This window comes from Streptomyces sp. NPDC107575 (assembly GCF_055657265.1).
In genome coordinates this window covers 454,909-481,849 of record NZ_JBVKBG010000001.1, presented here as the reverse complement: position 1 = coordinate 481,849, position 26,941 = coordinate 454,909, and the positions used below count along the sequence as shown (strand labels likewise).

Genomic DNA, 26,941 nt, shown 5'->3' with positions numbered 1-26,941 from the left:
GCCGCGCAACTTAGTTCACGAAGTGACGGAAGGGGGTGGTACAACCCCTCTGCGGATCGCGCCCGACTTTCCCCACCCCTGGGCGCGCTCCAGTGCTCCAGCGGCCTCGACCGCATTGCGGCGCCCCGCGAGCACTTGCGCTCCAGCGACAGACCACCGCGCCCTGGATGAGTGGACGAGAGCCGGATCCCCTCGCCGCGGCGAGGGGATCCTCAGGGACTGCCGCATCGACCGGCCTTCGCGGCGCGGACCGCATCAACGGCCGGGCCGCAGAGGCCATTTGCGGTCACTGGCTTACGCTCAGCCCCGATACGTCTCCAGCAACCTCAACCACACCTCACTGATCGTCGGATACGCCGGTACCGCATGCCACAGTCGGTCGATCGGGATCTCGCCCGCGACGGCGATCGTCGCGGAGTGGATGAGTTCGCCGACGCCCGGGCCGACGAACGTGACGCCCAGGAGGATATCCCGGTCGAGGTCGACGATCATGCGGGCGCGGCCCGTGTAGCCGTCGGCGTAGAGGCCCGTGCCTGCGACGTTCGCCATGTCGTAGTCGACCGCGCGGACCCGGTGGCCCGCTGCCTCCGCCTCGGCGAGGGTAAGGCCCGCGCTCGCGGCCTCGGGGTCGGTGAAGACGACCTGCGGGACCGCGTCGTGGTCGGCCGTCGCGGCGTGGGCGCCCCAGCGGTCGGACTCCAGGAGCGGGACGCCCTGCGCGCGGGCCGTGATCGCGGCGCCCGCGATGCGCGCCTGGTACTTGCCCTGGTGGGTGAGGAGCGCGCGGTGGTTGGCGTCGCCGACCGCGTAGAGCCAGGTGCTGTTCGTGACGCGGAGGGAGTCGTCGACGTCCAGCCAGGAGCCGGGCTTCAGGCCCACCGTCTCCAGGCCGATGTCCTCCGTGCGCGGCGCGCGGCCCGTCGCGAAGAGGATCTCGTCGGCTTCGAGGGTCGTGCCGTCGTCGAGGGTCGCCACCACCGTGCCGGCGGCGTTGCGCTCCACCGAATTCACCGAGACGCCCGTGCGGAGGTCCGCGCCCGCTTCCCGCAGCGCGTCCGCCACCAGCTCGCCCGCGAACGGCTCCATCCGCTCCAGCAGGCCACCTCCCCGTACGAGCACGGTGACCTGCGAGCCCAGCGCCTGCCAGGCCGTCGCCATCTCGGTGGCGACCACGCCGCCGCCGACCACCAGCAGGCGGCCCGGCACCCGGTCCGCGCTCGTGGCCTCCCGGCTGGTCCATGGCTTGACCGAGTCCAGGCCCGGCAGTGGGGGCAGGGCGGCACGCGTGCCCGTGCAGACGGCCACCGCGTGGCGTGCCGTGAGAGTCGTCACCGTGCCGTCCTCCGCGGTGACCGTGACGCGGCGCGGTCCGTCGAGGCGGCCGTGGCCGCGGTAGAGGTCGATGCCGATGGACTTCAGCCAGTCGACCTGGCCGTCGTCCTTCCAGTGCGAGGTGTAGTCGTCGCGGTGCGCGAGGACCGCCGGGGCGTCGAGCGGGCCCTGCACCGCCTGCCGCAGGCCGGGCACCCGGCGGGCGTCGGCGCGGGCGATCACCGGGCGGAGCAGCGCTTTGCTGGGCATGCACGCCCAGTACGAGCACTCACCGCCGACGAGCTCGCTCTCCACGATGGCGGCGCTCAGCCCACCGGCCCGCGCGCGGTCGGCGACGTTCTCGCCGACGGGACCCGCTCCGAGCACTACGACGTCGTACGCGTTGGCTTCCGTCATGCGCCCCAGTCTCTCAGTGTGGTCGGATGTGTGCGTGCCGAGCACATGGGTACGAGCGCGGAATACGTCCGACATGCGGACGGTTGTGCACAGCGGCTTTGCCCCCTACGGCTTCGCCCCGAACCCCGGAAGCAGGAAGAGGGAAAAACACCATGAGCAGCACCACCACGGAGCTGACCAAGGAGAACTTCGATCAGACGGTTACGGAGAACGAGTTCGTACTGATCGACTTCTGGGCTGACTGGTGCGGGCCTTGCAAGCAGTTCGCCCCGGTCTACGAGCAGGCCGCAGAGGCCAACCCGGACCTGGTGTTCGGCAAGGTCGACACCGAGGCCCAGCCGGAGCTGGCCGCCGCTTTCGGGATCCAGTCGATCCCGACCCTGATGATCGTGCGTGACCAGGTGGCTGTGTTCGCGCAGCCCGGCGCGCTGCCCAAGGAGGCGCTCGAGGACGTCATCGGCCAGGCCCGCAAGCTGGACATGGACGAGGTCCGCAAGTCGGTCGCCGAGCAGCAGGCGAAGGCCGAGCAGGAGGGCCAGGGGCCGGGCCAGGAAGCCTGAGGCTCCCTCCCCCGTCACTCGAATGCGCGCGAGGCGGTCGCCCCGATGGGGCGGCCGCCTCGTGGCATGTCCGGCCCCGGTTCCGCGAGCGCGCCTCAGGCCGAATCGCGCGCCACCAGCGTCACCGCCAGCGCCTCCCGCTGCGCCGGCTCCCCGTCCCGGTCCGGGTCCCTGACCAGCCGGTCGACCAGTTCCGCCAGCTCCCGCCCCGACGGCAGGTCGAGCCGCACCGTGCTCAGCCGCGGCCGCAGCAGCCGCCCGAGCATCAGGTCGTCCGCGCCCATCACGGCGACGTCGCCGGGGATGGCGACGCCCGCGTCCTGCAGCGCGCTCATCAGCAGCATGGCGTACTCGTCGTTGTACGCGAACACGGCGCCGAGCCCCAACTCCCCCACCTGGGAGGCGACTTGAGCCGCGTCCTGCTCGTCGTACGCGAGCGGCAGCGGCACGGCCTCCGCGCCCGCCTGGCGCACGCCCTCCAGGCGCGGCACCGCGAAGACGTCGAGGCCCGCCTCCTTCGGCACGACCACGCCGATGCGCCGGTGGCCGCGGGCCAGGAGGTGCGCGGCGGCGGCCCTGCCGACCTGCCGGTGGTCCGTGAGCAGGGCGTGCGCGCCCTCGACCGGCTCCGGGCCGAGCGTGATGACGGCGCGGGCGCCGGAGCGGCGGAGCACGGCGATGCCGTCGGGGCCCATCCCGACGGGGCCCAGCACGGCGACCGGGCGCAGCTCGGCCCAGGCGCGGGCGGCGGCGTCCCCGCCGAGGCCCACGCTGCCGTACTGCACGACGGTGTAGTCGAGGCGGCTCAGCGCCCACTGGAGTTCGTTGAGGAAGGCGCTGTACAGGGGCCCGATGGGGACGTCGGGGGTCGGCACGAGGACGATCCGGGTGTGTCCCGCGCGCAGGCTGCGGGCGGCGGCGTGCGGAACGTAGCCGAGTTCCTTGGCGGCCTCGTGGACGCGCCGCCGCGTCGGCTCGCTGATGCGGACCGCGCTCGTGTTGTTGAGGACGTAGCTGACGGTGGCGCGCGAGACCCCGGCGAGGCGTGCGACATCGGCGCTCGTGGGCAGGGCGCCGGACCCGGGCGGGGTCGGCGCGGACGGCTGGGCGGGCTGCTGCTTCGGTATCTGCACCATGACGTACGGCATCCTTGCAGACGCCGCCCAGCGGCCGCGTCTACCCCCGCGCCAGGGTCTTCCACAGCTTGGGGTCCTCGAAGTTCAGCGCCCACAGGACCGTGTTCCGTACGCCGTACTTCCGCAGGACGGGGAGGTGTGCGGCGGTGCCGGCGGCGTCCTGGTACCAGACGGTGCGGCGGATGGCCTTCTTGCCCTTGCCCTGCGTGTACGTGAAGTGGGGGGTGCGGGATTCGGGGTCGAGGGCGTAGCGGGCGCCGACCTTGCGGCGCAGCGCCTCGGCGGATTTCGAGGTGACGTGCCGGGCGCGGTGCTTGCCGCCGCCGTGGGGGCCGCCCACCTTCCAGTTCCAGCCGTAGGCGGGAATCCCCATCTCCAGCTTGGCGCGCGGGACTTGGGCGGTCGCGCGGGAGAGGATCTCGTCGTACCACTGGGGCGAGGCCAGCGGTCCCGGCCTGCCCTCCGCGGAGTGCAGGTTGTACGCCATGATCCGCACGCGGTCGGCGGCGGCGCCCAGCTTCTCGTAGTCCCAGACGCGGCCCGTCGAACGGGTCTTGGGCATGACGGTCAGGAAGCACTTCTTGCCGGAGGCGTGCAGGCGTGCACAGAGTTCGGTGGCGAAGGCCGTGTAACCGGCGCGTACCGACCGGTACTTGTCGTCGGACGCGACGGCGATCGACTCGTAGTCGATGTCCAGTCCGTCGTAGGCGCGGCTGCGGACGACGTCGAGGAGCGCGTCGATGTGCCGGGTGCGGGACTTCTCGCTGTTGAGGACCTTGGCCAGGGCGCCCGGCTTCATCGTCTCCATGACCGTGGGGACGACCTCGATGCCGCGGGCGTGCAGTCCGTTGATGATGCGGCGCTCGCCCGCGCCGGTGTGTCCTGCGACGCGGGCCGCGGACTTCGTCTGGTACCAGAAGGGGCTGATGGTGCGGATCTGTGCGGCGTGGTCGAGGGCGTTCCGGTAGGCGGCCTCCTGGTCCCAGTACGGGAGCCACGCGGAGACGGTCCGCGGGGGTGCGGCCTCGGAGGCGGCGGGGCCCGCGGGCGCGGCGACGGTGAGGGCGAGGGTTCCGGCGAGGACGCAGAGGGCGGTGGTGTGACGTCGTTTCATGGGGCGAGCCTGCGGCTCATCCGGCGTACCCGCCGCAGGGATTGGGCCGGTCGGCGTCTAACGTGACCCGCGTGACTGCCTATACGGATGACCAAGCGTACGAACACCCGGGCCGCGGCGGCGCGACGGCCACGGTGGAGGCCGAGCCGACCCGGGTGGGGAGGGTGCGCACCGAGTACGCGCCCGCGCACGACGGCGACCCGGACCCCGGCGAGATCGTGTGGACCTGGGTGCCGTACGAGGAGAACGACGGGCGCGGCAAGGACCGCCCGGTGCTCGTGGTCGCCCGGGAGACGGACGGCACACTGCTGGCGGTGCAGCTGTCCAGCAAGCGGCACGACGGCGACCGCGAGTGGGTGGCGCTCGGCTCGGGGCCCTGGGACCGGGACGGCCGGGACTCGTGGGTGGACCTGGACCGCGTGCTTCGGGTGCACGAGAAGGGGATGCGCCGCGAGGCCTGCGCGCTCGACCGCGGCCGGTTCAACACGGTGGTGCTGCGGCTGCGGGAGCGCTACGGCTGGCGCTGATCCGCCCGGTCGAAAGCGCGCTCGAACGCGGCGCGGGTGGGCGCGCCCTTCGCACGGTCGAGGACGGCGAACACGACCTGCTCGAAGTGGTGCGCGAAACGCCCTTCGAGCAGGGCCCGGAATGCCTCGGCCACCTGCCCCGGATCGTTGCGGAACACTCCGCAGCCCCAGGCCCCGAGGACGAGCCTGCGGTAGCCCTCGGCCGCCGCGACCTCCAGCACGCGCTCGGCGCGCGCGGCCAGGGCCGTCGGTATCTCGTGCACCCGCTCCGGTGCGCGCTGCACGATCACTCCGGCGTTCGGCGCCGGTGACGTCAGGAACCCCGCCTCGAACGGCGCGTCGAGGAGCCGGCCCTGGTCGTCGCGGAACACCGGGACGGCCGGGGCGTGGATGACGCGGTCGGTGTAGAACGCGTCGCGATGCTCGCGGTGGTGGGCGTAGAACCCGGGCACCTCGGTCAGGCACGCGTACAGGGCGGAGCAGCGGCAGAGGGCCTCCTCCTGCGCCTGCGCCCCGTTGAGGTAGCCGCCTCCGGGATTGCGCGCCGAGGCGAAGTTCAGGACGGCGACCGGCTCCGGCCGCTCCCCCGTCATGCGGCGCCCCGCCTCCAGGCTGCTCTCGCCCGTGACCTCGACGTCCGCCCGGTCCGCCGGCGACATCGGTGGCACGGGCACCGGGTCGGGCCCGTACATCCTGGTGCCCGCCCGCGCCCGTGCCACCGCGGCGCCGATCGTCACCACACGGCCCCCGTCGCCCATGTACTCCCCCGAGTCGACGATCCGCTCCGTGCTCCGCGCCAGCTCGCGCAGTCGTGCGCTCACGCCGCGTCCCCCGTCGTCTCCCCCGTCGCCTTCATGAATCCATCGTGTACGCACAGTGACCGCGTGGGCAACAGGTTTTCGCCGCGCCCGGCGAAGCCCCTGGGAGGGCCCGAAGAAGTCCCGAAGAAGTCCCGGGGATGTCCAGAGGCACTCTTGTGCGAGCCGCCCGAACCGTCTTGGGTGGGGATCTGCGTCGCCCGGAAGGGGCTGTTTGTCGGCACCCGGCCGAATCGACGGGATGACCCCCACCGGGGATCATGGAGACGTGCGAACCAGGAGGAATCCCCCCATGAGCGAGGGAGACTGTACGGCGCTCGGTGACCTGGTCACCGAGGCCGAGGCGGAGGCCCTGGTACGGGGCATCTGCTTCAAGACCGGACCACCCCGCAAGGTCGGGGTCGAGCTGGAATGGATCGTGCACGAGCCGCGCCCCCTGCTGAAGCCGTGGCTCCCCTTACCACCCGAACGACTCGACGCGGCATACGTCGCACTGCGCGCCCTGCCCCTGCGCTCGGCGCTCACCGTGGAACCCGGCGGGCAGCTGGAACTCAGTTCGCTCCCCGCCGCCACCCTCACCGAATGCGTCTCGGCCATGCGGGCCGATCTGACCGCCGTCCGCACCGCGCTCCGCGGCCACGGGCTCGTCCTCTCCGGGCACGGCACCGACCCCTGGCTGCCGCCGCGACGCGTTCTCCATCAGCCCCGTTACGACGCCCTGGAGGCCTCGCTCGACCGGGCCGGGCCCGCCGGGCGCTCCATGATGTGCTCGTCCGCGTCCGTGCAGGTGTGCCTGGACGCGGGGCACGAGGAGCCGGGTCCGCAGGGGCTCGGGCGGCGCTGGCGGCTCGCGCATCTGCTGGGCGCGGTCCTGGTGGCCGCGTTCGCCAACTCGCCGATGCTGTCGGGCCGTCCGACCGGCTGGCGCTCCACGCGGCAGCTGCTGTGGGAGCGGATCGACGTGGGCCGCTCCGGCGGCGTGCCCCTCGACTTCGATCCGCGCGAGGCGTGGACGCGGCACGTGCTCGACGCGCCCGTGATGTGCGTGCGCACCGACGACGGGCCCTGGCAGGTGCCGGACGGGCTGACCTTCCGTGAGTGGGCGCGCACCGGCGCGCCGCGCCCGCCGACCCGCTCGGACCTCGACTACCACCTGACCACCCTCTTCCCGCCCGTGCGCCCGCGCGGGCACCTCGAACTGCGCATGATCGACGCGCAGTCGGGCGACGACGGGTGGCTGGTGCCGCTCGCCGTGACGACCGCGCTGTTCGACGACGCGCAGGCCGCCGAGACCGCGTACCGCGCGGTCAAGCCGCTCGCGGAGCGGGCGGGTCCGCTGCCGGCCCCGCACAATCCGCTGTGGCGGGACGCGGCCCGGCTCGGCCTCGCCGATCCCGAACTGCGCGAGGCCGCCACGGCCTGTTTCACGACGGCTCTGGAGGCGCTGCCGAGGCTCGGCGCGGACCCGGAGGTGCGCAAGGCGGTCGCCGACTTCACGCACCGCTACGTCGTGCGCGGGCGCTGCCCCGCCGACGACGTGCTCGACCAGCTCACGCGAGAACCCGCTCAGGGGAGGACCGTCCGATCATGACCGCTGAGGAGAACGTCACCACGGACCCCGAGGCACTCCGTGGCCGCGCCGCGGACGCCCTGGAGGCCGCGCGGCGCCGCACGACGCTGCTGACGAGCTGCGTCGACGAGGGCGAACTCACCGCCCAGCACTCGCCGTTGATGTCGCCGCTCGTCTGGGATCTCGCGCACATCGGGAACCAGGAGGAGCAGTGGCTGCTGCGGGCGGTCGCCGGCCAGGAGGCGATCCGCCCCGAGATCGACCCGCTGTACGACGCCTTCGAGCACCCGCGCTCGGAGCGTCCGAGCCTGCCGCTGCTCGCGCCCGGTGAGGCCCGCGGCTATGCGGCGGACGTCCGCGGGCGGGCCTTCGACGTGCTGGAGAAGGCCTCGTTCGAGGCGGAGGGGACGGAGCGCCTGACCCGGTCGGGCTTCGCCTTCGGGATGATCGCCCAGCACGAGCAGCAGCACGACGAGACGATGCTGATCACCCACCAGCTCAGGAAGGGCGGCGCGGCGCTCACGGCGCCCGATCCCGAGCCCCTGGCGCGCCCGTACGACGGTCCCGCCGAGGTGCTCGTCCCCGGCGGCCCGTTCACGATGGGCACGACGGCGGAGCCGTGGGCGCTGGACAACGAGCGGCCCGCGCACACCCGCCTGGTGCCGCCGTTCCACATCGACACGACGCCGGTGACGAACGCCGCGTACCTGGAGTTCGTCGAGGACGGCGGCTACCGCCAGGAGCGCTGGTGGACGCCGGACGGCTGGGCGATGGTGCGCGAACACGGCCTGGAGGCGCCGCTGTTCTGGCGTCGCGAGGGCGGGCAGTGGCTGCGCAGGCGGTTCGGGGTGACCGAGCCCGTGCCGCCGGACGAGCCGGTGCTGCACGTCAGTTGGTACGAGGCCGATGCCTACGCCCGGTGGGCGGGGCGGCGCCTGCCGAGCGAGGAGGAGTGGGAGAAGGCGGCCCGCCACGATCCGGCCACGGGCCGTTCGATGCGCTACCCGTGGGGCGACACGGACCCGACGCCGGACCGCGCGAACCTCGGCCAGCGCCATCTGCGCCCGGCTCCGGCGGGCAGCTACCCGCTGGGCGAATCGCCGCTCGGCGTACGGCAGTTGATGGGCGACGTGTGGGAGTGGACGTCCAGCGGCTTCCTGCCGTATCCGGGGTTCGTGGCGTATCCGTACCGCGAGTACTCGGAGGTGTTCTTCGGGGGCGACTACAAGGTGCTGCGCGGCGGCTCGTTCGCCGTGGACGCGGTGGCCTGCCGGGGCACGTTCCGCAACTGGGACCATCCGATCCGGCGGCAGATCTTCTCCGGCTTCCGCACGGCCCGCGACGCCGAGCCCCGGGAGCGTGCCTGATGTGCCGTCACCTGGCCTATCTGGGGCCGCCCGTGCCGCTCGGCGAGATCGTCGACCGGCCGCCGCACAGCCTGTTCCGGCAGTCGTGGGCGCCGCGCAGACAACAGCACGGCACGGTCAACGCCGATGGTTTCGGCGTGGGTTGGTACGCGGACGGTGATCCGGTGCCCGCCCGCTACCGCCGCGCCGGACCCATCTGGGGCGACGCGGCCTACCAGGACCTGGCGCGCGTGGTCCGCTCCGGTGCGCTGCTCGCGGCGGTCCGCGACGCGACGCTCGCCGGGGCCGACGGGGAGGCCGCAGCGGCCCCGTACGCGACCGGACCCTGGCTCTTCAGCCACAACGGTGCGGTGCCGGGCTGGCCGCAGTCCCTGACCGCCCTGACGCCCACGCTGCCGCCCACCGACCTGCTGTCCATGGAGGCCCGCTGCGACGCTGCGTTCCTGTGGGCGCTCGTCCTGCACCGGCTGCGCTCGGGCGACGAGGAGGCGCAGGCGCTCGCCGACACCACCCTGGAGATCGCCGAGGCGGCGCCCACCGCCCGCCTCAACTTCCTGCTCACCAACGGCGAGACGATCACGGCCACGGCCTGGGGCGACACCCTGTGGTACCGCACCGAGCCCGGCCGCTCCGTCGTCGTCGCCTCCGAACCGTACGACGACGATCCGCACTGGATCGAGGTCCCCGACCGCACGCTGCTCGCGGCGAGCCGCACCGACGTCCTGTTGACCCCGCTCAAGGAGCCCTCCGCGTGAGCCCGTTCCGCATGACCCGCACCCTGCCCGAGGACGCGACCGATGCCGCGCTCCGGTCCGACGTCCTGCACGGCCTGACCCGCTCCCCCAAGACCCTCCCGCCCAAGTGGTTCTACGACGCGCGCGGCAGCGAACTCTTCGACGAGATCACCACGTTGCCCGAGTACTACCCGACCCGGGCCGAGCGGGAGATCCTCATCGCGCGCGCCCAATCCATCGCGGCGGCGACCGGCGCGCGCACCCTCGTCGAGCTGGGCTCCGGCTCGTCCGACAAGACACGCCACCTCCTGGACGCACTCACCGACCTGACGACGTACGTGCCCGTGGACGTGAGCGAGAGCGCGCTGCGCGGCGCGGCGGACACACTGCTCGCCGAGCGGCCCGCGCTCGACATCCACGCCATGGTCACGGACTTCACGTCGGCGTTCGAACTGCCGGAGACTCCTGGACCCCGGCTGGTCGCATTCCTCGGCGGCACGATCGGCAATCTGCTGCCGGACGAGCGGTCCGCGTTCCTCGGGGCGGTGCGCGGGCTCCTGGAGCCCGGCGACTTCTTCCTCCTCGGCACGGACCTGGTGAAGGACGAGGCGACGCTGGTCGCGGCGTACGACGACGCGGCGGGCGTCACGGCCGCGTTCAACAAGAACGTGCTGACCGTGATGGACCGCGAACTCGGCGCCGATTTCCACCCGGACGCGTTCGAGCACGTCGCCCTGTGGAACGCCGAGTGCGAGTGGATCGAGATGCGGCTGCGCGCCACCACCGCGCAGACCGTGAAGATCCCGGCCCTCGACCTCGAGGTCGACTTCGCGGCGGGCGAGGAGGTGCGCACGGAGGTCTCGGCGAAGTTCCGCCAGGAGGTCGTGAAGGCGGAACTGCACGATGTGGGACTCGAGTTGGGCCACTGGTGGACGGACGAGGAGGGTCGGTTCGCACTGTCGCTGAGCAGGGCGTCGGCGGACGGCCACTGACACCCCGGCACCGTCCTAGTTCCGCTCGTCGAGCCGGCGGGTGATCTCTCGGGAGGCGCGCTTCGCCTCGGTCGAGGGGTCGCCCCCGGCGAGGACCTTGGACATGTACGCCTTGATGGGGTTGGAGCCGGACTCCACGTTCGGCCACAGCGGGGAGCCGGGCGTCGCCTTGCCGTGGGCGGCGCCGACGGCCATCGCGGCCACGCCCGGCTCGCCCGCGACCGCGCCGGCGAGGGTGGTCTTGTTCGGGACGTAGTTCATGGTGCGGGCCAGGTCGGTGTTCCACTTCTCGCCGGCCAGCGCCTTGACGACCTCGACGGCGCCGTTGCGGTCGTCGCTGTTCGCCGGCACGACCAGGTCGGAGCCGCCGGTGAACACCGTGCCCGGCCTGCCCGACGTCTTGCCGGGGATCGGGAAGTAGCCCAGCTTGCCCTTCAGCTTCGGGTTCTTCTGGAGGATGCGCTGGGTGGCGCCCGGCACGGAGATGATCTGCGCGATGTCGCCGCGGGCGAACTCCTCGGCCTGCGGCGGGTGTTCCTCGTCGGCGTCCTTCGGGCCGCCACCGAGCGCCTGGAGTTCGCGGTAGAAGGCCATGCCGCGCAGGGCGGCGGGCGTGGCCAGGGTGCCGGACCAGACGCCGGACGTCTGCTTGGCGAGGTGGCCGCCCTCGTCCCAGATGAAGCCGGAGAGCGTGTACCAGTCCTGGCCCGCGAGGTAGATGCCCTGGGTGCCGCCGGAGTTCAGGGTCCGGGTCGCGTCGAGCCAGTCGGCGCGGGTGGTGGGCGGCCGGTCGATGCCCGCCTGCCGGAAGAGGTCCTTGTTGTAGATGACGACGCGGTTGGCCGCGTACCAGGGGATGCCGTACTGCCGGGAGGAGTCGACGCCGGGTTCGGCGAGGCCGGGCAGCCAGTCGTCCATGCCGAGGTCGCGCGCGGACTCCAGGGAGAGGTCGAGCAGGCCGTCCTGCTCGACGTAGCCCGGGACCTGGGTGTTGCCCACCTCGATGACGTCGGGCGCGCCGGACTCGCCGCCGCGCTCCTCCTCGAGCGCCTTGGTGACCTTGGGGCCGATGCCGGTCCAGTCCTGGATGCGGATGTCGAGGGTGATGCCGTCGTGCCGGGCCTCGAAGTCCTTTGTGAAGCGCTTGAGGAAGTCCTCGGATGCGCTGCCCCGCATCAGCCACACGGTGACCGACCCCCTCTCCTCCCCCGTGCCCGGCAGGGCTCCGCACGCGGTGAGGAGCGTGCCGGTCGCGAGGAGGGAACCGAGAGTCAGGGCAAGGCGGCGGGAGTTCACGTCGGTCACTTTCTGCCTGCGGACAGGGAAGGTCGGCCCGACGTGGGGGACGAGCGCGCGGCTCGTACGGGCGTTCAGGGAGTTTGGTATAGACCAACAGAAGGGTCAAGGGGTGCGCCATACGGATGGCGGGTCGGGCCGCCCTGGGGCACGGTGGAACCATGTCGAACCACACGTATCGCGTCACCGAGATCGTCGGCACCTCCCACGAAGGCGTGGACGATGCGGTCCGCAACGGGATCGCGCGCGCCTCGCAGACCGTCCGCAACCTCGACTGGTTCGAGGTCACGCAGGTCCGGGGGCAGATCGTCGACGGACAGGTCGAGCACTGGCAGGTCGGCCTGAAGGTCGGCTTCCGCCTGGAGGACGACGGCGCCTGAGCGGGCACGGTTCGGCTCCGGGAATCCCCGGGGCGCCACGGCGTTGAACCAAGGTGTGAGCACCGTGATCGAATCGACCCGCTTCTCCGTCCTGGACCGCTCCCGCACCCGCGCGGGCCACACCGACCAGGACGCGCTGCGCGACACCCTCTCCCTCGCCCAGGACCTGGAGCGGCTCGGATACCACCGGCTGTGGGTGTCGGAGCACCACGGTGTGCCGGGTGTCGCCGGTTCCGCGCCGACCGTGCTCGCGGCGGCCGTCGCCGCGGCGACGCGCACCATCCGTGTCGGCACCGGCGGCGTGATGCTGCCCAACCACCAGCCGCTGGTCGTGGCCGAGCAGTTCGGGGTCCTGGAATCGCTCTTCCCCGGCCGCATCGACATGGGCCTCGGCCGCTCCGTCGGGTTCACGGGCGGGGTCCGCAAGGCGCTCGGCCGGGACAAGGACGACGCCGACGACTTCGCGGCACAGCTCGACGAGCTCCTGGCGTTCTTCACCGGCACCTCGGCCACGCGCGTGCACGCCCGCCCCTCCGAGGGCCTGGCCGTGCCGCCGTTCGTGCTCGCGATGGGCGAGGGCGCCTCGATCGCCGCCCGTGCCGGTCTGCCGATGGTGATCGGCGACCTCCGCTCCCGCGAGAAGATGCTGCGCGGCATCGACCGCTACCGCGAGGAGTTCCGCCCCTCCCCCTGGGCCGCCGAGCCGTACGTCGTGATCTCGGGGACGGTCGCCGTGGCGGGCAGCGAGCCGGAGGCGCGCCGCATCCTCGCCCCAGAGGCCTGGTCGATGGCGCACTCGCGCACGCACGGCACGTTTCCGCCGCTGCCGCCCGTCGAACGCATCGCGGGTTTCGAGATGACCGACAAGGAGCGGGAGCTGTACGAGTCCGGGCTGCGCGGCCACATCGTGGGCACGGAGCAGCAGGTCACCGACGAGCTGGAGACGGTGATCAAGGAGAGCGGGGCCCAGGAGGTGCTGGTGACGACCAGTACGTACGACCGTGAGGCCCTGCTGGAGTCGTTCCGCCGGCTGGCCCGGATCGCGCGTCTGACGCCCCGCTAGCCCCTTGCCTTGAGGGCGTGCAGCAGCATCGGCAGCGACGCGTGCAGTTCGCGCTGCCAGTACGGCCAGGTGTGAGTGCCGGGGCCGTAGAAGTTGGTGGTGAGGTGTTGGGCGCCCACCTTCTTCAACTGGGCGGCCAGGGCGTGGTTCTGGCGGTTGAAGTCGGCCTCCAGGGCGTTGGTGGCGCCCGGCGGGTCGAGCGGGCCCGCGGTGCCGTCGCCGCAGGAGAGGTAGATCGGGAGCGACTTGAGGCGTTTGGCCAGGTGGTACGGGTCGTGGGCGGCCCAGATGTCGCGTTGGGCGACGGGGTCGCCCCAGACCCGCAGGGGGTCGTTGCCCTGGCCGGAGAAGAAGCCCATGATCCGGCTCGTGGACTCGTCGTTCAGGAGCGGGTGCGCGGAGCCGGAGTAGGCCGCGGCCGCCTTGAACATGCCCGGGTGCCGGGCCGCGTACAGGAGCGCGCCCTGGCCGCCCATCGACAGGCCTGCGACGACGCGGCGTGAGCCCGCGCCCCAGCCGCTCTCCAGCAGGCGGCGCAGGTCGCGAGTGTGGAAGGTGTCCCAGGCCGGGTCGCCGCCCTCGCCGTGGTTCCACCAGTCGCTGTACCAGCCGTTCCAGCCCGCCTCGGGCATCACGACGAGGACGTCGCGCAGGCTGTCGGCGGAGGCGACGTCGGTCATGTTCGTCCAGGACGTGTAGTCGCCGCAGCAGCCGTGCAGCAGCCACAGGGTGGGCCAGTGCTTGGTGCGGTCGTCCGGATTCCAGCCGTCGGGGGTGAGCAGGCGGACCTTGACGGTGCGCCCGCCGAGAGCCGATGCGCGTACGGAGAGGTCCACCTGGCGGTCGGCGACCTGGGTGACGTCGACGACCTCGGCGGCGGGTTTCGCCCGCGTGGCGGCGACGGCCGAAGGGGCCGAGCCGAGGGTGAGCAGCAGGGCGGCGAGGACGAGCAGCAAGCGTCTGGTGCGGCGGGTCAGGGCGGCGGTCATGGCGGCTCCCTCGGATCGTCTCCGGCGCTTGCGGTCAGTGGGTGCCGGGGAGCACCAACAGGGCGTCCCCGACCGGGCGTTCACCGGTCGCGTCCGACGGGTCGTTGATCACCTGGTCGTCGACGACCATCGTGGTCGAGCCGCCGCCGTCGAGGTTGACGGCGTCCCGCAGGCCGAGGGACTTCGCGACGTCGGCGCTCTCGTTGATGCTCAGGCCGAGGGAGCCGGTGCTGCGGCCGTCGGCGGTGACGAGGACGGTGCGGCCCGCGGCGTCCGTGCCCGCGAGGGTGCGCGGGTTCCGCTTGTGCACCCAGCCGTAGTAGAAGCTCGGGTTGCCGGGCTGCACCATGCCGTCGGTGGCCGGGGTGACGTGGCGGCGGCCGTCGCGGACGAGTTCGGGGCCGCCGTTCAGGATGCTGGTCGAGCGGGTGGCCGTGACGGCGCGGCCCTTGGTGTCCTTCAACCCGCCCTGGATACGGAGCGGTTGGCCGGTCTTCGCGAGGGCAGTCAGCCGCGCCGCGTACGTGCCCGTGGCCTGGACGCTGCGGCCTCCGGCGGGCAGGGGGCCGCCGCGCGGGGAGCGCACCTCGACGACCCGGCCCGTCCGGTCGAGGACGGCCTCGACACCTTCGCCCTTGGGGGTCTGCTTGCCGAACTCCGGGGTGAACGCGACGAGTTCGTCGGGGTCGGTGCAGGTCGTGTCGTGCAGCGGGCGGGCGGTCGGGGTGTCGTCGGCGGTGCCGCCGCAGTTGCGGATCAGTCCGGGGACGCGGTCGATTCCGTCGAGCGGGAGCTTCGTCCCGCCGGCGCGGAGGGTCCCGCTCCAGGTGAACCGCTCCACCCCGGTACCGCGCGCCGAGTCGTGGACGACGAAGCCGGGCCGCCCGCTCACCGCCTCGCTCAGGAGGCGGCCGTCGTAGACGCCGACGCCTGCCGGGTCTCCGGGGGCGCCCGCCTTCGGGTCGAGGACGAAGAAGCCCGCGTTGACCCCGGCCGTCGCCCCCTCGGCGGCCGCGAGCGCGCTGGTCGTCTCGCGGTTCTCCAGGTCGGGGCCGTACGACGCCTTGAGGTCGCCGCGGAACGTCTTCGGGTCGATGGTCAGCACGTCCACGCGCCAGGGGCCGCGGTCCCCCGCGTCCCCGTCCCAACCCGTGTACCAGGCGGACCCGGTGTGTCCGGCCGCGCGCAGGCGGGCGCGTTCGGCCGTGGCGGCGGACTCGGTCGGGAACGTGCCGACGCGGACCCGCCAGCCGAGCGTGCCGCCCACGTAGTCGGCGGTCGCCGCCGTGGTGACCTTCTCGGAGCGGGCGTCGAAGCCGTCCGCGCGCAGAACGGAGGCGAGTTCGGCGGCGCTGGCCTCGTCCTTCAGGGCGGTGGGCGGCGCGTCCGGGTCGGGCGATCCGGCGCCGCCGGGGATGGAGACCTCCACGGTCCACGCCATGGCCGGGGCATCGGCGCCGCGCATGATGCGGGTGAGCGTCACGCCCGGCTGGAGGGTGCGCGTGGTGCGGGTCTCGGACAGATCCGAGGCGCCGAGCGGCAGCCCGCCGTGCCGGGACCCGGACGAGGCGGGCGCCGGTGTCGCGCCCACGAGGGCGAGGGCACACAACGCCGCGCCCACGCCGAGAAGTCTGCCGTTCACAAGCCCCCCACTGCTCGAATGACGACCTCCGTAACCGTGGGTGATCCCATGACCACCAGTCAAGGCGCGTGCACATCATTCATCGGGCGTTCTCCGTGCCGCCTCCGGCACGCCGGTGGTGGATCATGGGGTACGCAGCAGCGACAGCCGTACGACCGGGAGCCCGCCCCATGCACCACCCCACCTCGCCCGACCCCCGCCACGACGGTCTCGTGCGGGTGCGCGGCGCCCGCGAGCACAACCTCAAGGGCGTCGACGTGGACATCCCGCGCGACGTCCTCGCGGTCTTCACGGGGGTGTCGGGCTCCGGAAAGTCGTCGCTCGCCTTCGGGACGATCTACGCGGAGGCGCAGCGCCGCTACTTCGAGTCGGTCGCCCCGTACGCGCGCCGGCTCATCCACCAGGTCGGCGCGCCGAAGGTGGGCGAGATCAGCGGGCTGCCGCCGGCGGTGTCGCTGCAGCAGAGCCGCTCGGCGCCGACGTCCCGCTCCTCGGTCGGCACGGTGACGACGCTGTCGAACTCGCTGCGGATGCTGTTCTCGCGGGCCGGCACGTACCCGGAGGGCGCCGAGCGCCTGGACTCGGACGCGTTCTCCTCGAACACGGCGGCCGGGGCGTGCCCCTCGTGCCACGGACTCGGCCAGGTGCACCGCACCACCGAGGACCTCCTGGTGCCCGACCCCTCGTTGTCGATCCGCGAGGGCGCCATCGCGGCCTGGCCGGGGGCCTGGCAGGGCAAGAACCTGCGCGACGTCCTCGACGCGCTCGGCCACGACGTCGACCGGCCGTGGCGGGAGCTGGCGCAGGCGGACCGGGACTGGATCCTGTTCACGGACGAGCAGCCGGTGGTGACCGTGCACCCGGTGCGCGACGCGGGCCGCATCCACCGCCCCTACCAGGGCACGTACATGAGCGCGAACCGGTACGTGCTCAAGACGTTCTCCGACTCCAAGAGCCAGTCGCTGCGCGCGAAGGCGGAGAAGTTCCTGGAGAGCACGCCGTGCCCGGTCTGCGGGGGCGCCCGGCTGCGGGCCGAGGCCCTGGCCGTCACCTTCGCGGGCCGTACGATCGCGGACCTCGCCGGTGTCCCGCTCGCGGACCTCGCCGAGCTGCTCGCCTCCGAGGGCGACACGTCCGAGACGGCGCGCGTGCTCACCGAGGATCTGCGGGCCCGCATCGCCACGGTCACGGAGCTCGGCCTCGGATATCTGAGCCTCGACAGGTCGACCCCCACCCTGTCGGCGGGCGAGCTCCAACGGCTGCGCCTGGCCACGCAGTTGAGGTCCGGTCTCTTCGGTGTCGTGTACGTCCTCGACGAGCCGTCGGCCGGACTCCACCCGGCCGACACCGAGTCCCTGCTCACCGTCCTCGACCGGCTGAAGGCGTCCGGCAACTCCGTCTTCGTGGTCGAGCACCACCTGGATGTCATGCGGCACGCCGACTGGCTCGTCGATGTCGGTCCGCAGGCCGGGGAGCACGGCGGCAGGGTGCTGCACAGCGGTCCGGTGGCCGGGCTGCGCGAGGTCGCGGAGTCGGCGACGGCCCGCTACCTCTTCGACGAGGAACCGGCTCCCGAACGCCAAGTGCGCACGCCCACCGGCTGGTTGAAGGTCGGTCCGGTCACGCGCCACAACCTGCGCGACGTCACCGCAGAGTTCCCGCTCGGCGCGTTCACCGCCGTGACGGGTGTCTCGGGTTCCGGCAAGTCGACGCTGATCGGCGAGATCACCGAGGACCTGGAGGGGGTCGGGCGGCTCGTGGTCGTCGACCAGAAGCCGATCGGGCGCACACCGCGCTCCAACCTGGCCACCTACACCGGCCTGTTCGACGTCGTCCGCAAGGTGTTCGCCGCCACCGACGAGGCGAAGGCGCGCGGCTACGGCGTCGGCCGCTTCTCGTTCAACGTCACCGGCGGGCGCTGCGAGACGTGTCAGGGCGAGGGCTTCGTCAGCGTGGAGCTGCTGTTCCTGCCGAGCACGTACACGCCGTGCCCGGACTGCGAGGGCGCCCGCTACAACTCCGAGACACTCGAAGTGGCCTACCGGGGGCGGAACATCGCCGAGGTCCTCGACCTGACGGTGGAGTCGGCGGCGGAGTTCTTCGAGGCGGCGGACACCAAGACGGCTGCCGCGGCGCGGCCCGTGCTGCGCAGCCTGCGCACGCTCCTCGACGTCGGGCTCGGCTATCTGCGGCTCGGACAGCCGGCCACCGAGCTGTCGGGCGGCGAGGCCCAACGCATCAAGCTGGCGAGCGAGTTGCAGCGAGTGCGGCGCGGCCACACCCTGTACCTCCTCGACGAGCCGACGACCGGACTGCACCCGGCGGACGTGGAGGTGCTGCTGCGGCAGCTGAACGGCCTCGTCGACGCCGGGCACTCCGTGGTCGTGGTCGAGCACGACATGACGGTGGTCGCCGGGGCGGACTGGGTGATCGACATGGGGCCGGGCGGCGGGGCGGCGGGCGGCCAGGTGGTGGTCGCGGGGCCGCCCGCCGCCGTGGCCGCCGAGGCCGCGAGCCGGACCGGGGGCTACCTGGGGCGCCTGCTGGGGTCCTGAGCGAGGGCGAGGCCCAGTGGCCCGTGCGGTGCGCGCCGCCCCGAGGCGTCCTGTGCCGCCTCGGCCAGTGACCTGCGGTCCGTGTGGCGGCCCGCGGAGAGCACCGGGCGGACCTCCACGTGGGCCACGATCCGCCGCGCCGAGACGACCCGCCACAGCGCCGCGAACAGGGTGTCGTCGCCGACGAACGCGGGGGCGGTGCTGACCGTCCCGTCCGGCAGGCGGTAGCCGAGCCGCACCGGCTGCACCGGTGTCCCCGCGTCCAGAGCGGCCTGGAACGCGGCCCGGCGGAAGGCCCCACGGGCCCGGCCGCACCAGGTGCTGCCCTCCGGGAACACCGCCACCGCGCCGCCCCGCCCGAGGACCGCGGCAAGCGTGGCCACCGTGCCGGGCAGGGCCCGCAGCCGGTCGCGTTCGATGAAGACCACGCCGGCCCGGGCCGCGAGGAAACCGGCGACCGGCCACCGTCTGATCTCCTTCTTGGCCACCATGCGCGCGGGCCGGACGGCCGCGAGCAGCGGGATGTCCAGCCACGAGATGTGGTTGGCGACCACCAACAGTCCTCCGGTGGGCGGCGCCGCGCCGGTCAGGCGCAACCGCACCCCGACGGCGCGGACGACCGCCCTGGCGAACAGGCGCACCCCGCGCGCGGGCACCCACCGGCCGAACGGCAGGAACACGACGCCCACCACCAGCACCGCGAGCAGCGCCGTGAGACGCAGCACCGCACGCGGCACCCGCACACCCGCGCTCCCGTCCCCCAGGCACGCGCTGGAGCAGGGGGCGGTGGGCAGCCAGACGCTCATCGGGCCGGGGCGAGCGCGAGGAAGTGGTTCAGGTAGCGGGCGTTCATCCGGCGCATCGACAGGAGCACGTACAGATCGGCGACCCCGAAGTCCGGGTCGTGCGCGGGCGCTCCGCACACCCGGGCACCGAGCCGTGTGTAGCCGCGCAGCAGGGCCGGGAGCGGGGTGGGTCCGGCGGGGCGGGCGACGTCGTCCGGGCGCCAGGCGCGCAGCGGCGTCACCCGGTACTCCTCGGGCGCGAGGTGGTCGGCGCGCACCCGGTCCCAGGTCGTCGCGGCGAGTGCGCCGCCGTCGGCGAGCGGGATCGAGCAGCAGCCCGCGAGCCATTCGTGGCCGCGGTCGGTCATGTAGCGGGCGATGCCCGCCCAGATCAGGCCGATGACGGCGCCGTCGCGGTGGTCGCGGTGCACGCAGGATCGGCCGACCTCGACGAGGTCCGGGCGGATCGGGGCGAGCGACCTGAGGTCGAACTCGCCCTCGGAGTACAGCCGGCCGAGCCCGGCGGCGCGCTCGGGCGGCAGCAAGCGGTAGGTGCCGACCACCTGTCCGGTGGGCACTTCGCGCACCAGCAGGTGGTCGCAGTGGTCGTCGAACATGTCGACGTCGAGTCCGGGTCGCGGGGTGTCGAGCAGGGCGCCCATTTCGAGGGCGAACACCTCGTGGCGCAGCCGTTGGGCGGCGCGGACGTCGGCCTCGTCGCGGGCGAGGCCGACGGTGTAGCGGGTGGGGGCGACGGATCGTGCGGGGCGGTCGAGCGTGCGTGCGCCGGTCATGACTGGCTCCTGGTCACGTGCCTGTCGGCGGAGGTGGGGGCCGGCGTGGTGCGGCCTTCCGCCTCAGTTCTTCCGATCCCGGTTGGCGTGTACGTGACCAGTGTGTCGTGCGCGGATGTGGGGAGGTTGAATGCCCGGGGTGGCACGCCGGGCGCTCGGCGCGGCCCGGCGTGGCCCGGAAAACGATGACGGGACCGGGGGTTGAGCACCACATCCGGTCCCGCCCACCCCGCGCTTTTCGCGGGACGTTCATTGGAGGGTCAGCGGCTGACCTTCCGGTTCGCGCGCAGCCATTCCTTGTTCATGCTGGTGATGGAGAAGAGCGGGATGCCCTTCGGGCAGGCCGTCGCGCACTCGCCGGTGAGGGTGCAGCCGCCGAAGCCCTCCTCGTCCATCTGGCCCACCATGTCGAGGACGCGTGTCTCGCGCTCGGGTGCGCCCTGCGGCAGCACGTTGAGGTGGTTGATCTTCGCGGAGGTGAACAGCATCGCCGCGCCGTTCGGGCACGCGGCCACGCACGCGCCGCAGCCGATGCACTCGGCGTGCTCGAAGGAGAAGTCCGCGTCGGGCTTGGGGACGGGCGTGGAGTGCGCCTCGGGCGCGGCGCCCGTCGGGGCCGTGATGTAGCCGCCGGCCTGGATGATCCGGTCGAAGGCCGAGCGGTCCACGACCAGGTCCTTCACGACCGGGAAGGCGGAGGCGCGCCACGGCTCGATGTCGATCGTGTCGCCGTCCTTGAAGGACCGCATGTGCAGCTGACAGGTGGTGGTGCGCTCCGGGCCGTGCGCGTCGCCGTTGATGACGAGCGAGCAGGCGCCGCAGATGCCCTCACGGCAGTCGTGGTCGAAGGCGACCGGGTCCTCGCCCTTGAGGATGAGCTCCTCGTTGAGGGTGTCGAGCATTTCGAGGAAGGACATGTCCGTCGAGATCCCGTCGACCTCGTACGTGGACATGGCGCCTTCGGCGTCGGCGTTCTTCTGGCGCCAGACGCGCAGGGTGAGCTTCATGCGTAGCTCCGCTGAGTGGGGTGGACGTACTCGAAGACGAGGTCTTCCTTGTGCAGGGTGGGGGCCGTGCCGGTGCCGGTGAACTCCCAGGCGGCGGCGTAGGAGAACTCCTCGTCGACGCGGGCGGCCTCGCCGTCGGGCGTCTGCGACTCCTCGCGGAAGTGGCCGCCGCAGGACTCGGCGCGGTGCAGCGCGTCGAGGCACATCAGCTCGGCGAGCTCGATGTAGTCGATGATGCGGTTGGCCTTCTCCAGCGACTGGTTGAACTCCTCGCCGGTGCCGGGCACCTTGATGCGGCGCCAGAACTCCTCTCGGATCTGCGGGATCCGGTCGAGGGCCTTGCGCAGCCCGGCGTCGGTGCGGGCCATGCCGCAGAACTCCCACATCAGCTCGCCGAGTTCGCGGTGGAAGGAGTCCGGCGTGCGGTCCCCGTCGACGGCGAGCAGCTTGGCGAGCCGCTCCTCGGTCTCGCGCACGACCTCGACGGTGGCGGGGTGTTCGGCGTTCACCTCGTCGGTGTGCGGGTGCTTGGCGAGGTAGTCGTTGATGGTGGCGGGGAGCACGAAGTAGCCGTCGGCGAGACCCTGCATCAGAGCACTCGCGCCGAGCCGGTTGGCCCCGTGGTCGGAGAAGTTCGCCTCGCCGATGGCGAACAGGCCGGGGATGGTGGTCTGCAGGTCGTAGTCGACCCAGAGTCCGCCCATCGTGTAGTGCACGGCGGGGTAGATCCGCATGGGCGTCTTGTACGGGTCCTCGTCGGTGATCCGCGCGTACATGTCGAAGAGGTTGCCGTACTTGGCCTCGACGGCCTTGCGGCCCATCCGCTTGATGGCGTCGGCGAAGTCGAGGTACACACCCTGGCCGCCGGGGCCCACTCCCCTGCCCTCGTCGCACACGTTCTTCGCGGCGCGCGAGGCGATGTCTCGGGGCACGAGGTTGCCGAACGCCGGGTAGATGCGCTCCAGGTAGTAGTCGCGCTCGTCCTCGGGGATCTCGTTCGCGGGGCGGGTGTCGCCCTTCGCCTTCGGCACCCAGATACGGCCGTCGTTGCGCAGCGACTCCGACATCAGCGTCAGCTTCGACTGGTGGTCGCCGGTGCGCGGGATGCAGGTGGGGTGGATCTGCGTGAAGCACGGGTTGGCGAAGTAGGCGCCGCGCCGGTGGGCGCGCCAGACGGCCGTGGCATTGCTGTTCATGGCGTTCGTCGAGAGGTAGAAGACGTTGCCGTAGCCGCCGGAGGCGAGGACGACGGCGTCCGCGAAGTACGTGTCGATCTTGCCGGTGATCAGGTCGCGGGCGACGATGCCGCGGGCCTTGCCGTCCACGATGACGAGGTCGAGCATCTCGGCGCGCGGGTGCAACTCGATGTTCCCGGCGGCGACTTGACGGCTGAGCGCCTGGTACGCGCCGAGGAGCAGCTGCTGGCCCGTCTGACCGCGGGCGTAGAACGTGCGGGACACCTGCACGCCGCCGAAGGAGCGGGTGTCGAGCAGGCCGCCGTACTCGCGGGCGAAGGGCACACCCTGCGCGACGCACTGGTCGATGATCTCGACGGAGATCTGCGCGAGGCGGTGCACGTTCGACTCGCGGGCGCGGAAGTCGCCGCCCTTGACGGTGTCGTAGAAGAGGCGGTACACCGAGTCGCCGTCGTTGCGGTAGTTCTTCGCGGCGTTGATGCCGCCCTGCGCGGCGATCGAGTGGGCGCGGCGCGGCGAGTCCTGGTAGCAGAACTGGACGACGTGGTAGCCCTGTTCGGCCAGCGTGGCGCCCGCCGAGCCGCCGGCGAGTCCGGTGCCGACGACGATGACGGTGTGCTTGCGGCGGTTGGCCGGGTTGACCAGCTTGGCCTCGAAGCGGCGGGTGTCCCAGCGCTCGTTGACGGGCCCTTCGGGGGCCTTGGTGTCGACGACCGGCTCACCAGTGGTGTATTCGGCGTACGTGGTCATGTCTCTCAGCTCACCAATCCGGTCATGACGCCCACGGGCACGGCGATGAAGCCGAGCGTGAGCACCACGGCGAGTACGTTGCCGACGGTCTTCAGGACGCGGTCGCGGGTCCGGCTGCCGACGCCGAGGGTCTGCGCGGCGCTCCAGAACCCGTGCTGGATGTGGAAGCCGAGCGCGAGCATCGCGACGATGTAGATGACGTTGCCGTACCAGGTCGAGAACGTGTCGATGATGTTCTGGTACGGGTGCAGGTGCTCATAGCCGCCCGGGTGCACCGTGCCCGTCGTCAGGTCGAGGATGTGCCAGACGATGAACAGGCCGAGGATGATGCCGCCCCAGCGCATGGTGCGCGTGGCGTAGTCGGCGCGCGGCTTCTTGTGCACGTACTTGCTGGGGCGCGCCTTGTTGCCGCGTCGGCTCAGCTGGTACGCGGAGGTGGCGTGCGCGACGACGGCGACGACCAGCACCACGCGGGCGATCCACAGGCCCCACTCGTAGTGCAGCACCGGGGCGCCCATGGTGCGCAGCCAGGAGGCGTAGTGGTTGATCTCCTCGGGGCCGAAGAAGATCTTGAGGTTCCCGATCATGTGCGCGACCAGGTAGAGCAGCATGACGAGCCCGCTCACCGCCATCACTGTCTTCTTGCCGACGGAACTGTCCCAGACAGTGCGTGCCATGGACGGCCGTCGGTCCGTCCGCGTTGCCAGAGCCATGGGTCAAGACGCTAGAGCCCAAGGGCCCGATCGGTCCAAGACATGGTCGGCCTCATTTCCATAGGCATTCGCTATCGAGGGGCTATGCTGGCCGACATGCAGTTCCAGCAGCTCCAGTACTTCGTCGCGGTCGCGGAGACCCGGCACTTCACGCGCGCCGCCGAGCTGGTGCATGTCGCGCAGCCGTCGCTGTCCCAGCAGATCCGGGCGCTCGAGCGGGAGCTGGGCGTCGATCTGTTCCTGCGGGCGCGCGGAAACATCTCGCTGACCGACGCCGGGGAGGCGCTCCTGCCGCTCGCCCGCCGGATCCTCGCCGACGCGGACACGGCGCGGCACGAGGTGCAGGAGCTGGCGCAGCTCAAGCGGGGCCGGGTGCGGCTCGGCGCGACGCCGTCACTGTGCACGGGCCTGCTGCCGGACGTGCTGCGCTCCTTCCACGACCGCTACCCGGGCATCCAGCTGATGATCGAGGAGGGCGGCTCCCACGACCTCGTACGGGAACTGGCGCGCGGCGCCCTCGACCTCGCGCTCGTCGTGCTCCCGCTGCCGGCGCCCGCGCCCGCCCTGACGACGGTGGAGCTGCTGCGCGAGGAGCTGGTCGTGGTGTCGTCCAAGGACGCGCCCGCGCCGTGGCGGGGCCGCAAGTCCGTGCGCATCTCCGACCTGGAGGGCGAGCGGCTCGTCATGTTCCGGCACGGGTACGACCTGCGGGAGCTGACCGTCGCCGCGTGCCGGGGCGAGGGCTTCGAGCCGGACTTCGCGGTGGAGGGCGGCGAGATGGACGCGGTCCTCGGGTTCGTCCGGGCCGGGCTCGGGGTCGCGGTGGTGCCGTGGATGGTGGCGCACCGGGCCGGGGCGGACCTGCGGGTCACCCCGCTGGCCAAGCCCGGCCTGAGCCGCACGATCGCCCTCGCGCACCGCTCGGACGTGGCGCCTCCCCGTGCGGCGCGCGAGCTGCAGCGGATGTTGTTCGAGGGCCGCTCCTCCTGAAGGTTCAGCCGGTCGCGTCCGCCAGGGCCAGTTCGTGGAGGCGGTCCGGCGGGCCGGGACGGGCGTAGTACCAGCCCTGGGCCGTGTCGCAGCCGAGGTGGCGCAGTTGCTCCGCCTGGGCCCCCGTCTCGACGCCCTCGACCGTGACCGAGAGGTCGAGGCTGTGGGCCAGCGAGACGATGCCCTCGACGATCTTCAGGTCGACGGGGTCCGCGGGGAACTGCTGCATGCCCTGCGTGAAGGAGCGGTCCAGCTTGAGGACGTTCACAGGCAGGCGCCGCAGGTTCGCCAGGTTCGAGTAGCCGGTGCCGAAGTCGTCGAGGGCGATGTCGACGCCCATCTCGGAGAGCCTGCGCAGGGGCTTGAGGAGGTCGTCGTCCGCGCCGATCAGCGCCGACTCCGTGACCTCCAGGCACAGCGCGTCCGGTTCGAGGCCGAAACGCTCCAGGATGTCGACCGTGTCCGCGACCAGGCCGGGGTGGGTCAGCTGCATCGGGGACAGGTTGACGTTGATGCGGAACGGGCCCGCCTCCTCGTACCGGTCCTGCCACACCCGCGCCTGCCGGACCGATTCCTCCAGGACCCAGCGGCCGAGCGGCACGATCAGGCCCGTGTGCTCGGCGAGCGGGATGAAGCGGTCGGGGCCGAGCACGCCGTGCTGCGGGTGCAGCCAGCGGACCAGGGCCTCGGCGCCGCGCACACTGCCGTCGCCGAGGTGCACCAGGGGCTGGTACTCGATGAAGAACTCGCCGCGGTCCAGGGCGGCGGGCAGCGCCGTCGTCAGGCCGTGCCGGGTGATGGCGCGGGCGTCGGCCTCGGGGTCGGCCAGCTCGTAGCGGTTGCCGCCCGCGGACTTCGCCCGGTACATCGTGATGTCGGCGCTGCGCAGCACCTCGGCGGGGCTGCGCTCGGCGGCCGGGCCCTCGACGATGCCGACCGAGCCGCGCACGGTGAGCTCGCGCCCGTCGATGCGGATGGGCGTGGCCAGGGCGTGCATGATGCGGCCCGCCAGCTCGTCGACCTCGGCCTCGGTGTCCTTGCCGGTGGTCAGGGCCACGAACTCGTCGCCGCCGAGCCGCGCGACCATCTCGCCGGGCGCGGTGGCGCAGGCCTGGAGGCGGTCCGCGACCTCGACGAGGAGCCGGTCGCCCGCCGCGTGGCCGAGGCTGTCGTTGATGGTCTTGAAGCCGTCGAGGTCGAGGTAGCACAGGCCGAAGCGCATCCCGTTGCCCGCGCTGAGCACCTTCTCCAGGCGCTCGAAGAACAGGGTGCGGTTGGGGAGCCCGGTGAGCGCGTCGTGGGTGGCCTCGTAGCGCAGTCGCAGGTTCAGCAGGCGGCGCTCGGTCACGTCCTCCATGAGCGCCAGCTGGTACTGCGGGGCGCCGTCCGCGTCGCGCAGCAGCGAGACCGTCAGGTTGGTCCACAGGGCGGTGCCGTCCGGGCGCGAGTACGCCTTCTCCACCCGGTAGTGCTCGCGCTCCCCCTGCACCAGCTCGTGGTACATGCGCCAGATGTGCGGGGCGTCCTCGGGGTGGGTCAGCTGGTGGGCCTTGCGCTTGAGCAGCTGCTGCCTGCTGCCGCCGAACATCCGCACCATCGTCTCGTTGACCTCGAGGATGGTGCCGTCGAGGTCGGCGATCCCGATGCCGATCGCGGCGCCGTGGAACACCGCGCGGAACTTGGCCTCGCTCGCGTGCAGGGCCTCGGCCACGGCGCTGCGGGCGTCGAGCGCGGCGCGCGATATGGCCTCCTGTTCCGCGCGGGTGCGCTCCCGCAGCGCGGCCGCGAACCCGGCGGCCATGGCGTGCTGGATGCGGGCGCAGCGCGAGCGCAGTTCCTCCGCGCGCTCCGCGGTGGGCGCCTCTTCGCCGCAGTGCCCGACGAGGTGTGTCTCCACCACGTCGAGTGTGTGGGTGAGTGCCTCGGGATCGGTGCAGTGCGCGTCGACCAGGGCCGCGCCGACGGCCTGCGCCTCCGCCCGGTCGAGTGTCCGCGCGGCGAGTGCGGCGCGCAGCCGGCGCACGAGCGGCACGAGTTCCGCCTCGAACTCGTGCCGGGTCAGCGAGGTCGCCGTGAGCGGGAAGATCTCCCGGCTCCAGAGCGTGGCGAACCCGCGCACTCTGTCTTCCGGCCCGGCCGACGCATCACCGCCGATACCGTCATCGGTCCGTGCCGACCTGTCCGTCCGGCCGGCTTTTCCGGCCCGGGACCCGGGGTTCGTGCCCCGGGAGGATG

23 protein-coding genes are annotated in these 26,941 nt (G+C 72.4%); 10 read left to right on the top strand and 13 right to left on the bottom strand.

The window, feature by feature from the left end; genetic code table 11:
• Positions 1–300: 300 nt before the first annotated feature.
• The gene (locus ACZ7L4_RS02245) at positions 301–1,728 is read right to left on the bottom strand and encodes a dihydrolipoyl dehydrogenase family protein (RefSeq protein WP_472098943.1); all 1,428 of its coding nucleotides are present in this window, start codon (positions 1,726–1,728) and stop codon (positions 301–303) included.
• Between the two features lie 152 nt (positions 1,729–1,880).
• On the opposite strand from ACZ7L4_RS02245, the gene trxA reads away from it, so the two are divergent.
• Entirely contained in the window at positions 1,881–2,288 is a 408-nt protein-coding gene (gene trxA / locus ACZ7L4_RS02240) for a thioredoxin (protein ID WP_450813323.1), read from the top strand.
• A gap of 95 nt (positions 2,289–2,383) precedes the next feature.
• On the opposite strand, the gene ACZ7L4_RS02235 is transcribed toward trxA, so the two are convergent.
• Both ACZ7L4_RS02235 and ACZ7L4_RS02230 read right to left on the bottom strand, forming a co-directional pair.
• Complete coding sequence (locus ACZ7L4_RS02235) at positions 2,384–3,424, bottom strand: LacI family DNA-binding transcriptional regulator (protein WP_472098941.1); 1,041 nt, start codon at positions 3,422–3,424, stop codon at positions 2,384–2,386.
• A gap of 40 nt (positions 3,425–3,464) precedes the next feature.
• Entirely contained in the window at positions 3,465–4,538 is a 1,074-nt protein-coding gene (locus ACZ7L4_RS02230; protein WP_472098939.1) for a glycosyl hydrolase family 18 protein, read from the bottom strand.
• A gap of 71 nt (positions 4,539–4,609) precedes the next feature.
• Here ACZ7L4_RS02230 and ACZ7L4_RS02225 point away from each other — a divergent pair, with 71 nt between their 5' ends.
• Positions 4,610–5,065 (top strand): type II toxin-antitoxin system PemK/MazF family toxin, encoded by a 456-nt coding sequence (locus ACZ7L4_RS02225; protein WP_472098937.1) that lies wholly within the window; start codon positions 4,610–4,612, stop codon positions 5,063–5,065.
• Here ACZ7L4_RS02225 and ACZ7L4_RS02220 read toward each other — a convergent pair.
• On the bottom strand, positions 5,050–5,886 hold the full coding sequence (locus tag ACZ7L4_RS02220) for a TIGR02452 family protein (protein ID WP_472098935.1): 837 nt from the start codon (positions 5,884–5,886) through the stop codon (positions 5,050–5,052). The two genes, ACZ7L4_RS02225 and ACZ7L4_RS02220, sit on opposite strands and share 16 nt — an antisense overlap.
• 289 nt (positions 5,887–6,175) lie before the next feature.
• On the opposite strand from ACZ7L4_RS02220, the gene egtA reads away from it, so the two are divergent.
• The 4 genes from egtA to egtD are packed head-to-tail and all read left to right on the top strand — an operon-like array spanning position 6,176 to position 10,546.
• Entirely contained in the window at positions 6,176–7,474 is a 1,299-nt protein-coding gene (egtA, locus tag ACZ7L4_RS02215; RefSeq protein ID WP_472098933.1) for an ergothioneine biosynthesis glutamate--cysteine ligase EgtA, read from the top strand.
• Complete coding sequence (gene egtB / locus ACZ7L4_RS02210) at positions 7,471–8,820, top strand: ergothioneine biosynthesis protein EgtB (protein WP_472098931.1); 1,350 nt, start codon at positions 7,471–7,473, stop codon at positions 8,818–8,820. The genes egtA and egtB overlap by 4 nt, the downstream gene beginning before the upstream one ends.
• Positions 8,820–9,575 carry an ergothioneine biosynthesis protein EgtC gene (gene egtC, locus ACZ7L4_RS02205; RefSeq protein WP_472098929.1) on the top strand — a complete coding sequence of 252 codons (756 nt, stop codon included), beginning with the start codon at positions 8,820–8,822 and terminating at the stop codon, positions 9,573–9,575. The genes egtB and egtC overlap by 1 nt, the downstream gene beginning before the upstream one ends.
• Positions 9,572–10,546: an L-histidine N(alpha)-methyltransferase gene (gene egtD, locus ACZ7L4_RS02200; RefSeq protein WP_472098927.1), complete on the top strand. Its 975-nt coding sequence runs from the start codon at positions 9,572–9,574 to the stop codon at positions 10,544–10,546. Before egtC ends, egtD begins: the two co-directional genes overlap by 4 nt.
• 15 nt (positions 10,547–10,561) lie before the next feature.
• Here egtD and ACZ7L4_RS02195 read toward each other — a convergent pair whose 3' ends face one another.
• Positions 10,562–11,842, bottom strand: a complete 1,281-nt coding sequence (locus tag ACZ7L4_RS02195) for an extracellular solute-binding protein (RefSeq protein ID WP_472098925.1) — start codon at positions 11,840–11,842, stop codon at positions 10,562–10,564.
• A gap of 161 nt (positions 11,843–12,003) precedes the next feature.
• Here ACZ7L4_RS02195 and ACZ7L4_RS02190 point away from each other — a divergent pair, with 161 nt between their 5' ends.
• The gene (locus ACZ7L4_RS02190; RefSeq protein WP_472098923.1) at positions 12,004–12,222 is read left to right on the top strand and encodes a dodecin; all 219 of its coding nucleotides are present in this window, start codon (positions 12,004–12,006) and stop codon (positions 12,220–12,222) included.
• Between the two features lie 55 nt (positions 12,223–12,277).
• Entirely contained in the window at positions 12,278–13,285 is a 1,008-nt protein-coding gene (locus ACZ7L4_RS02185; RefSeq protein WP_472098922.1) for an MsnO8 family LLM class oxidoreductase, read from the top strand.
• Here the strand turns inward: ACZ7L4_RS02185 and ACZ7L4_RS02180 are convergent.
• Entirely contained in the window at positions 13,282–14,274 is a 993-nt protein-coding gene (locus ACZ7L4_RS02180; RefSeq protein ID WP_472098920.1) for an alpha/beta hydrolase, read from the bottom strand. The two genes, ACZ7L4_RS02185 and ACZ7L4_RS02180, sit on opposite strands and share 4 nt — an antisense overlap.
• A gap of 34 nt (positions 14,275–14,308) precedes the next feature.
• On the bottom strand, positions 14,309–15,916 hold the full coding sequence (locus ACZ7L4_RS02175; protein ID WP_472098918.1) for a phosphodiester glycosidase family protein: 1,608 nt from the start codon (positions 15,914–15,916) through the stop codon (positions 14,309–14,311).
• Between the two features lie 170 nt (positions 15,917–16,086).
• Between ACZ7L4_RS02175 and ACZ7L4_RS02170 the strand changes: the two genes are divergently transcribed.
• On the top strand, positions 16,087–18,471 hold the full coding sequence (locus ACZ7L4_RS02170) for an ATP-binding cassette domain-containing protein (RefSeq protein WP_472098916.1): 2,385 nt from the start codon (positions 16,087–16,089) through the stop codon (positions 18,469–18,471).
• Here ACZ7L4_RS02170 and ACZ7L4_RS02165 read toward each other — a convergent pair.
• From ACZ7L4_RS02165 to ACZ7L4_RS02145, 5 genes are all read right to left on the bottom strand, one after another.
• The gene (locus tag ACZ7L4_RS02165) at positions 18,444–19,277 is read right to left on the bottom strand and encodes a lysophospholipid acyltransferase family protein (protein WP_472098914.1); all 834 of its coding nucleotides are present in this window, start codon (positions 19,275–19,277) and stop codon (positions 18,444–18,446) included. The genes ACZ7L4_RS02170 and ACZ7L4_RS02165 overlap by 28 nt on opposite strands.
• Positions 19,274–20,050 (bottom strand): GNAT family N-acetyltransferase, encoded by a 777-nt coding sequence (locus ACZ7L4_RS02160; RefSeq protein WP_472098912.1) that lies wholly within the window; start codon positions 20,048–20,050, stop codon positions 19,274–19,276. The genes ACZ7L4_RS02165 and ACZ7L4_RS02160 overlap by 4 nt, the downstream gene beginning before the upstream one ends.
• Before the next feature lie 260 nt (positions 20,051–20,310).
• Positions 20,311–21,057 (bottom strand): succinate dehydrogenase/fumarate reductase iron-sulfur subunit, encoded by a 747-nt coding sequence (locus tag ACZ7L4_RS02155; RefSeq protein ID WP_399239149.1) that lies wholly within the window; start codon positions 21,055–21,057, stop codon positions 20,311–20,313.
• Complete coding sequence (locus ACZ7L4_RS02150; protein WP_472098910.1) at positions 21,054–23,003, bottom strand: fumarate reductase/succinate dehydrogenase flavoprotein subunit; 1,950 nt, start codon at positions 23,001–23,003, stop codon at positions 21,054–21,056. Before ACZ7L4_RS02150 ends, ACZ7L4_RS02155 begins: the two co-directional genes overlap by 4 nt.
• A gap of 5 nt (positions 23,004–23,008) precedes the next feature.
• The gene (locus ACZ7L4_RS02145) at positions 23,009–23,680 is read right to left on the bottom strand and encodes a succinate dehydrogenase (protein WP_472098908.1); all 672 of its coding nucleotides are present in this window, start codon (positions 23,678–23,680) and stop codon (positions 23,009–23,011) included.
• Between the two features lie 132 nt (positions 23,681–23,812).
• On the opposite strand from ACZ7L4_RS02145, the gene ACZ7L4_RS02140 reads away from it, so the two are divergent.
• A complete protein-coding gene (locus tag ACZ7L4_RS02140) occupies positions 23,813–24,706 on the top strand; it encodes a LysR family transcriptional regulator (protein WP_472098906.1) in 894 nt (297 codons plus the stop codon).
• Between the two features lie 4 nt (positions 24,707–24,710).
• Here ACZ7L4_RS02140 and ACZ7L4_RS02135 read toward each other — a convergent pair whose 3' ends face one another.
• A complete protein-coding gene (locus ACZ7L4_RS02135) occupies positions 24,711–26,861 on the bottom strand; it encodes a putative bifunctional diguanylate cyclase/phosphodiesterase (RefSeq protein ID WP_472100353.1) in 2,151 nt (716 codons plus the stop codon).
• Positions 26,862–26,941: the final 80 nt, after the last annotated feature.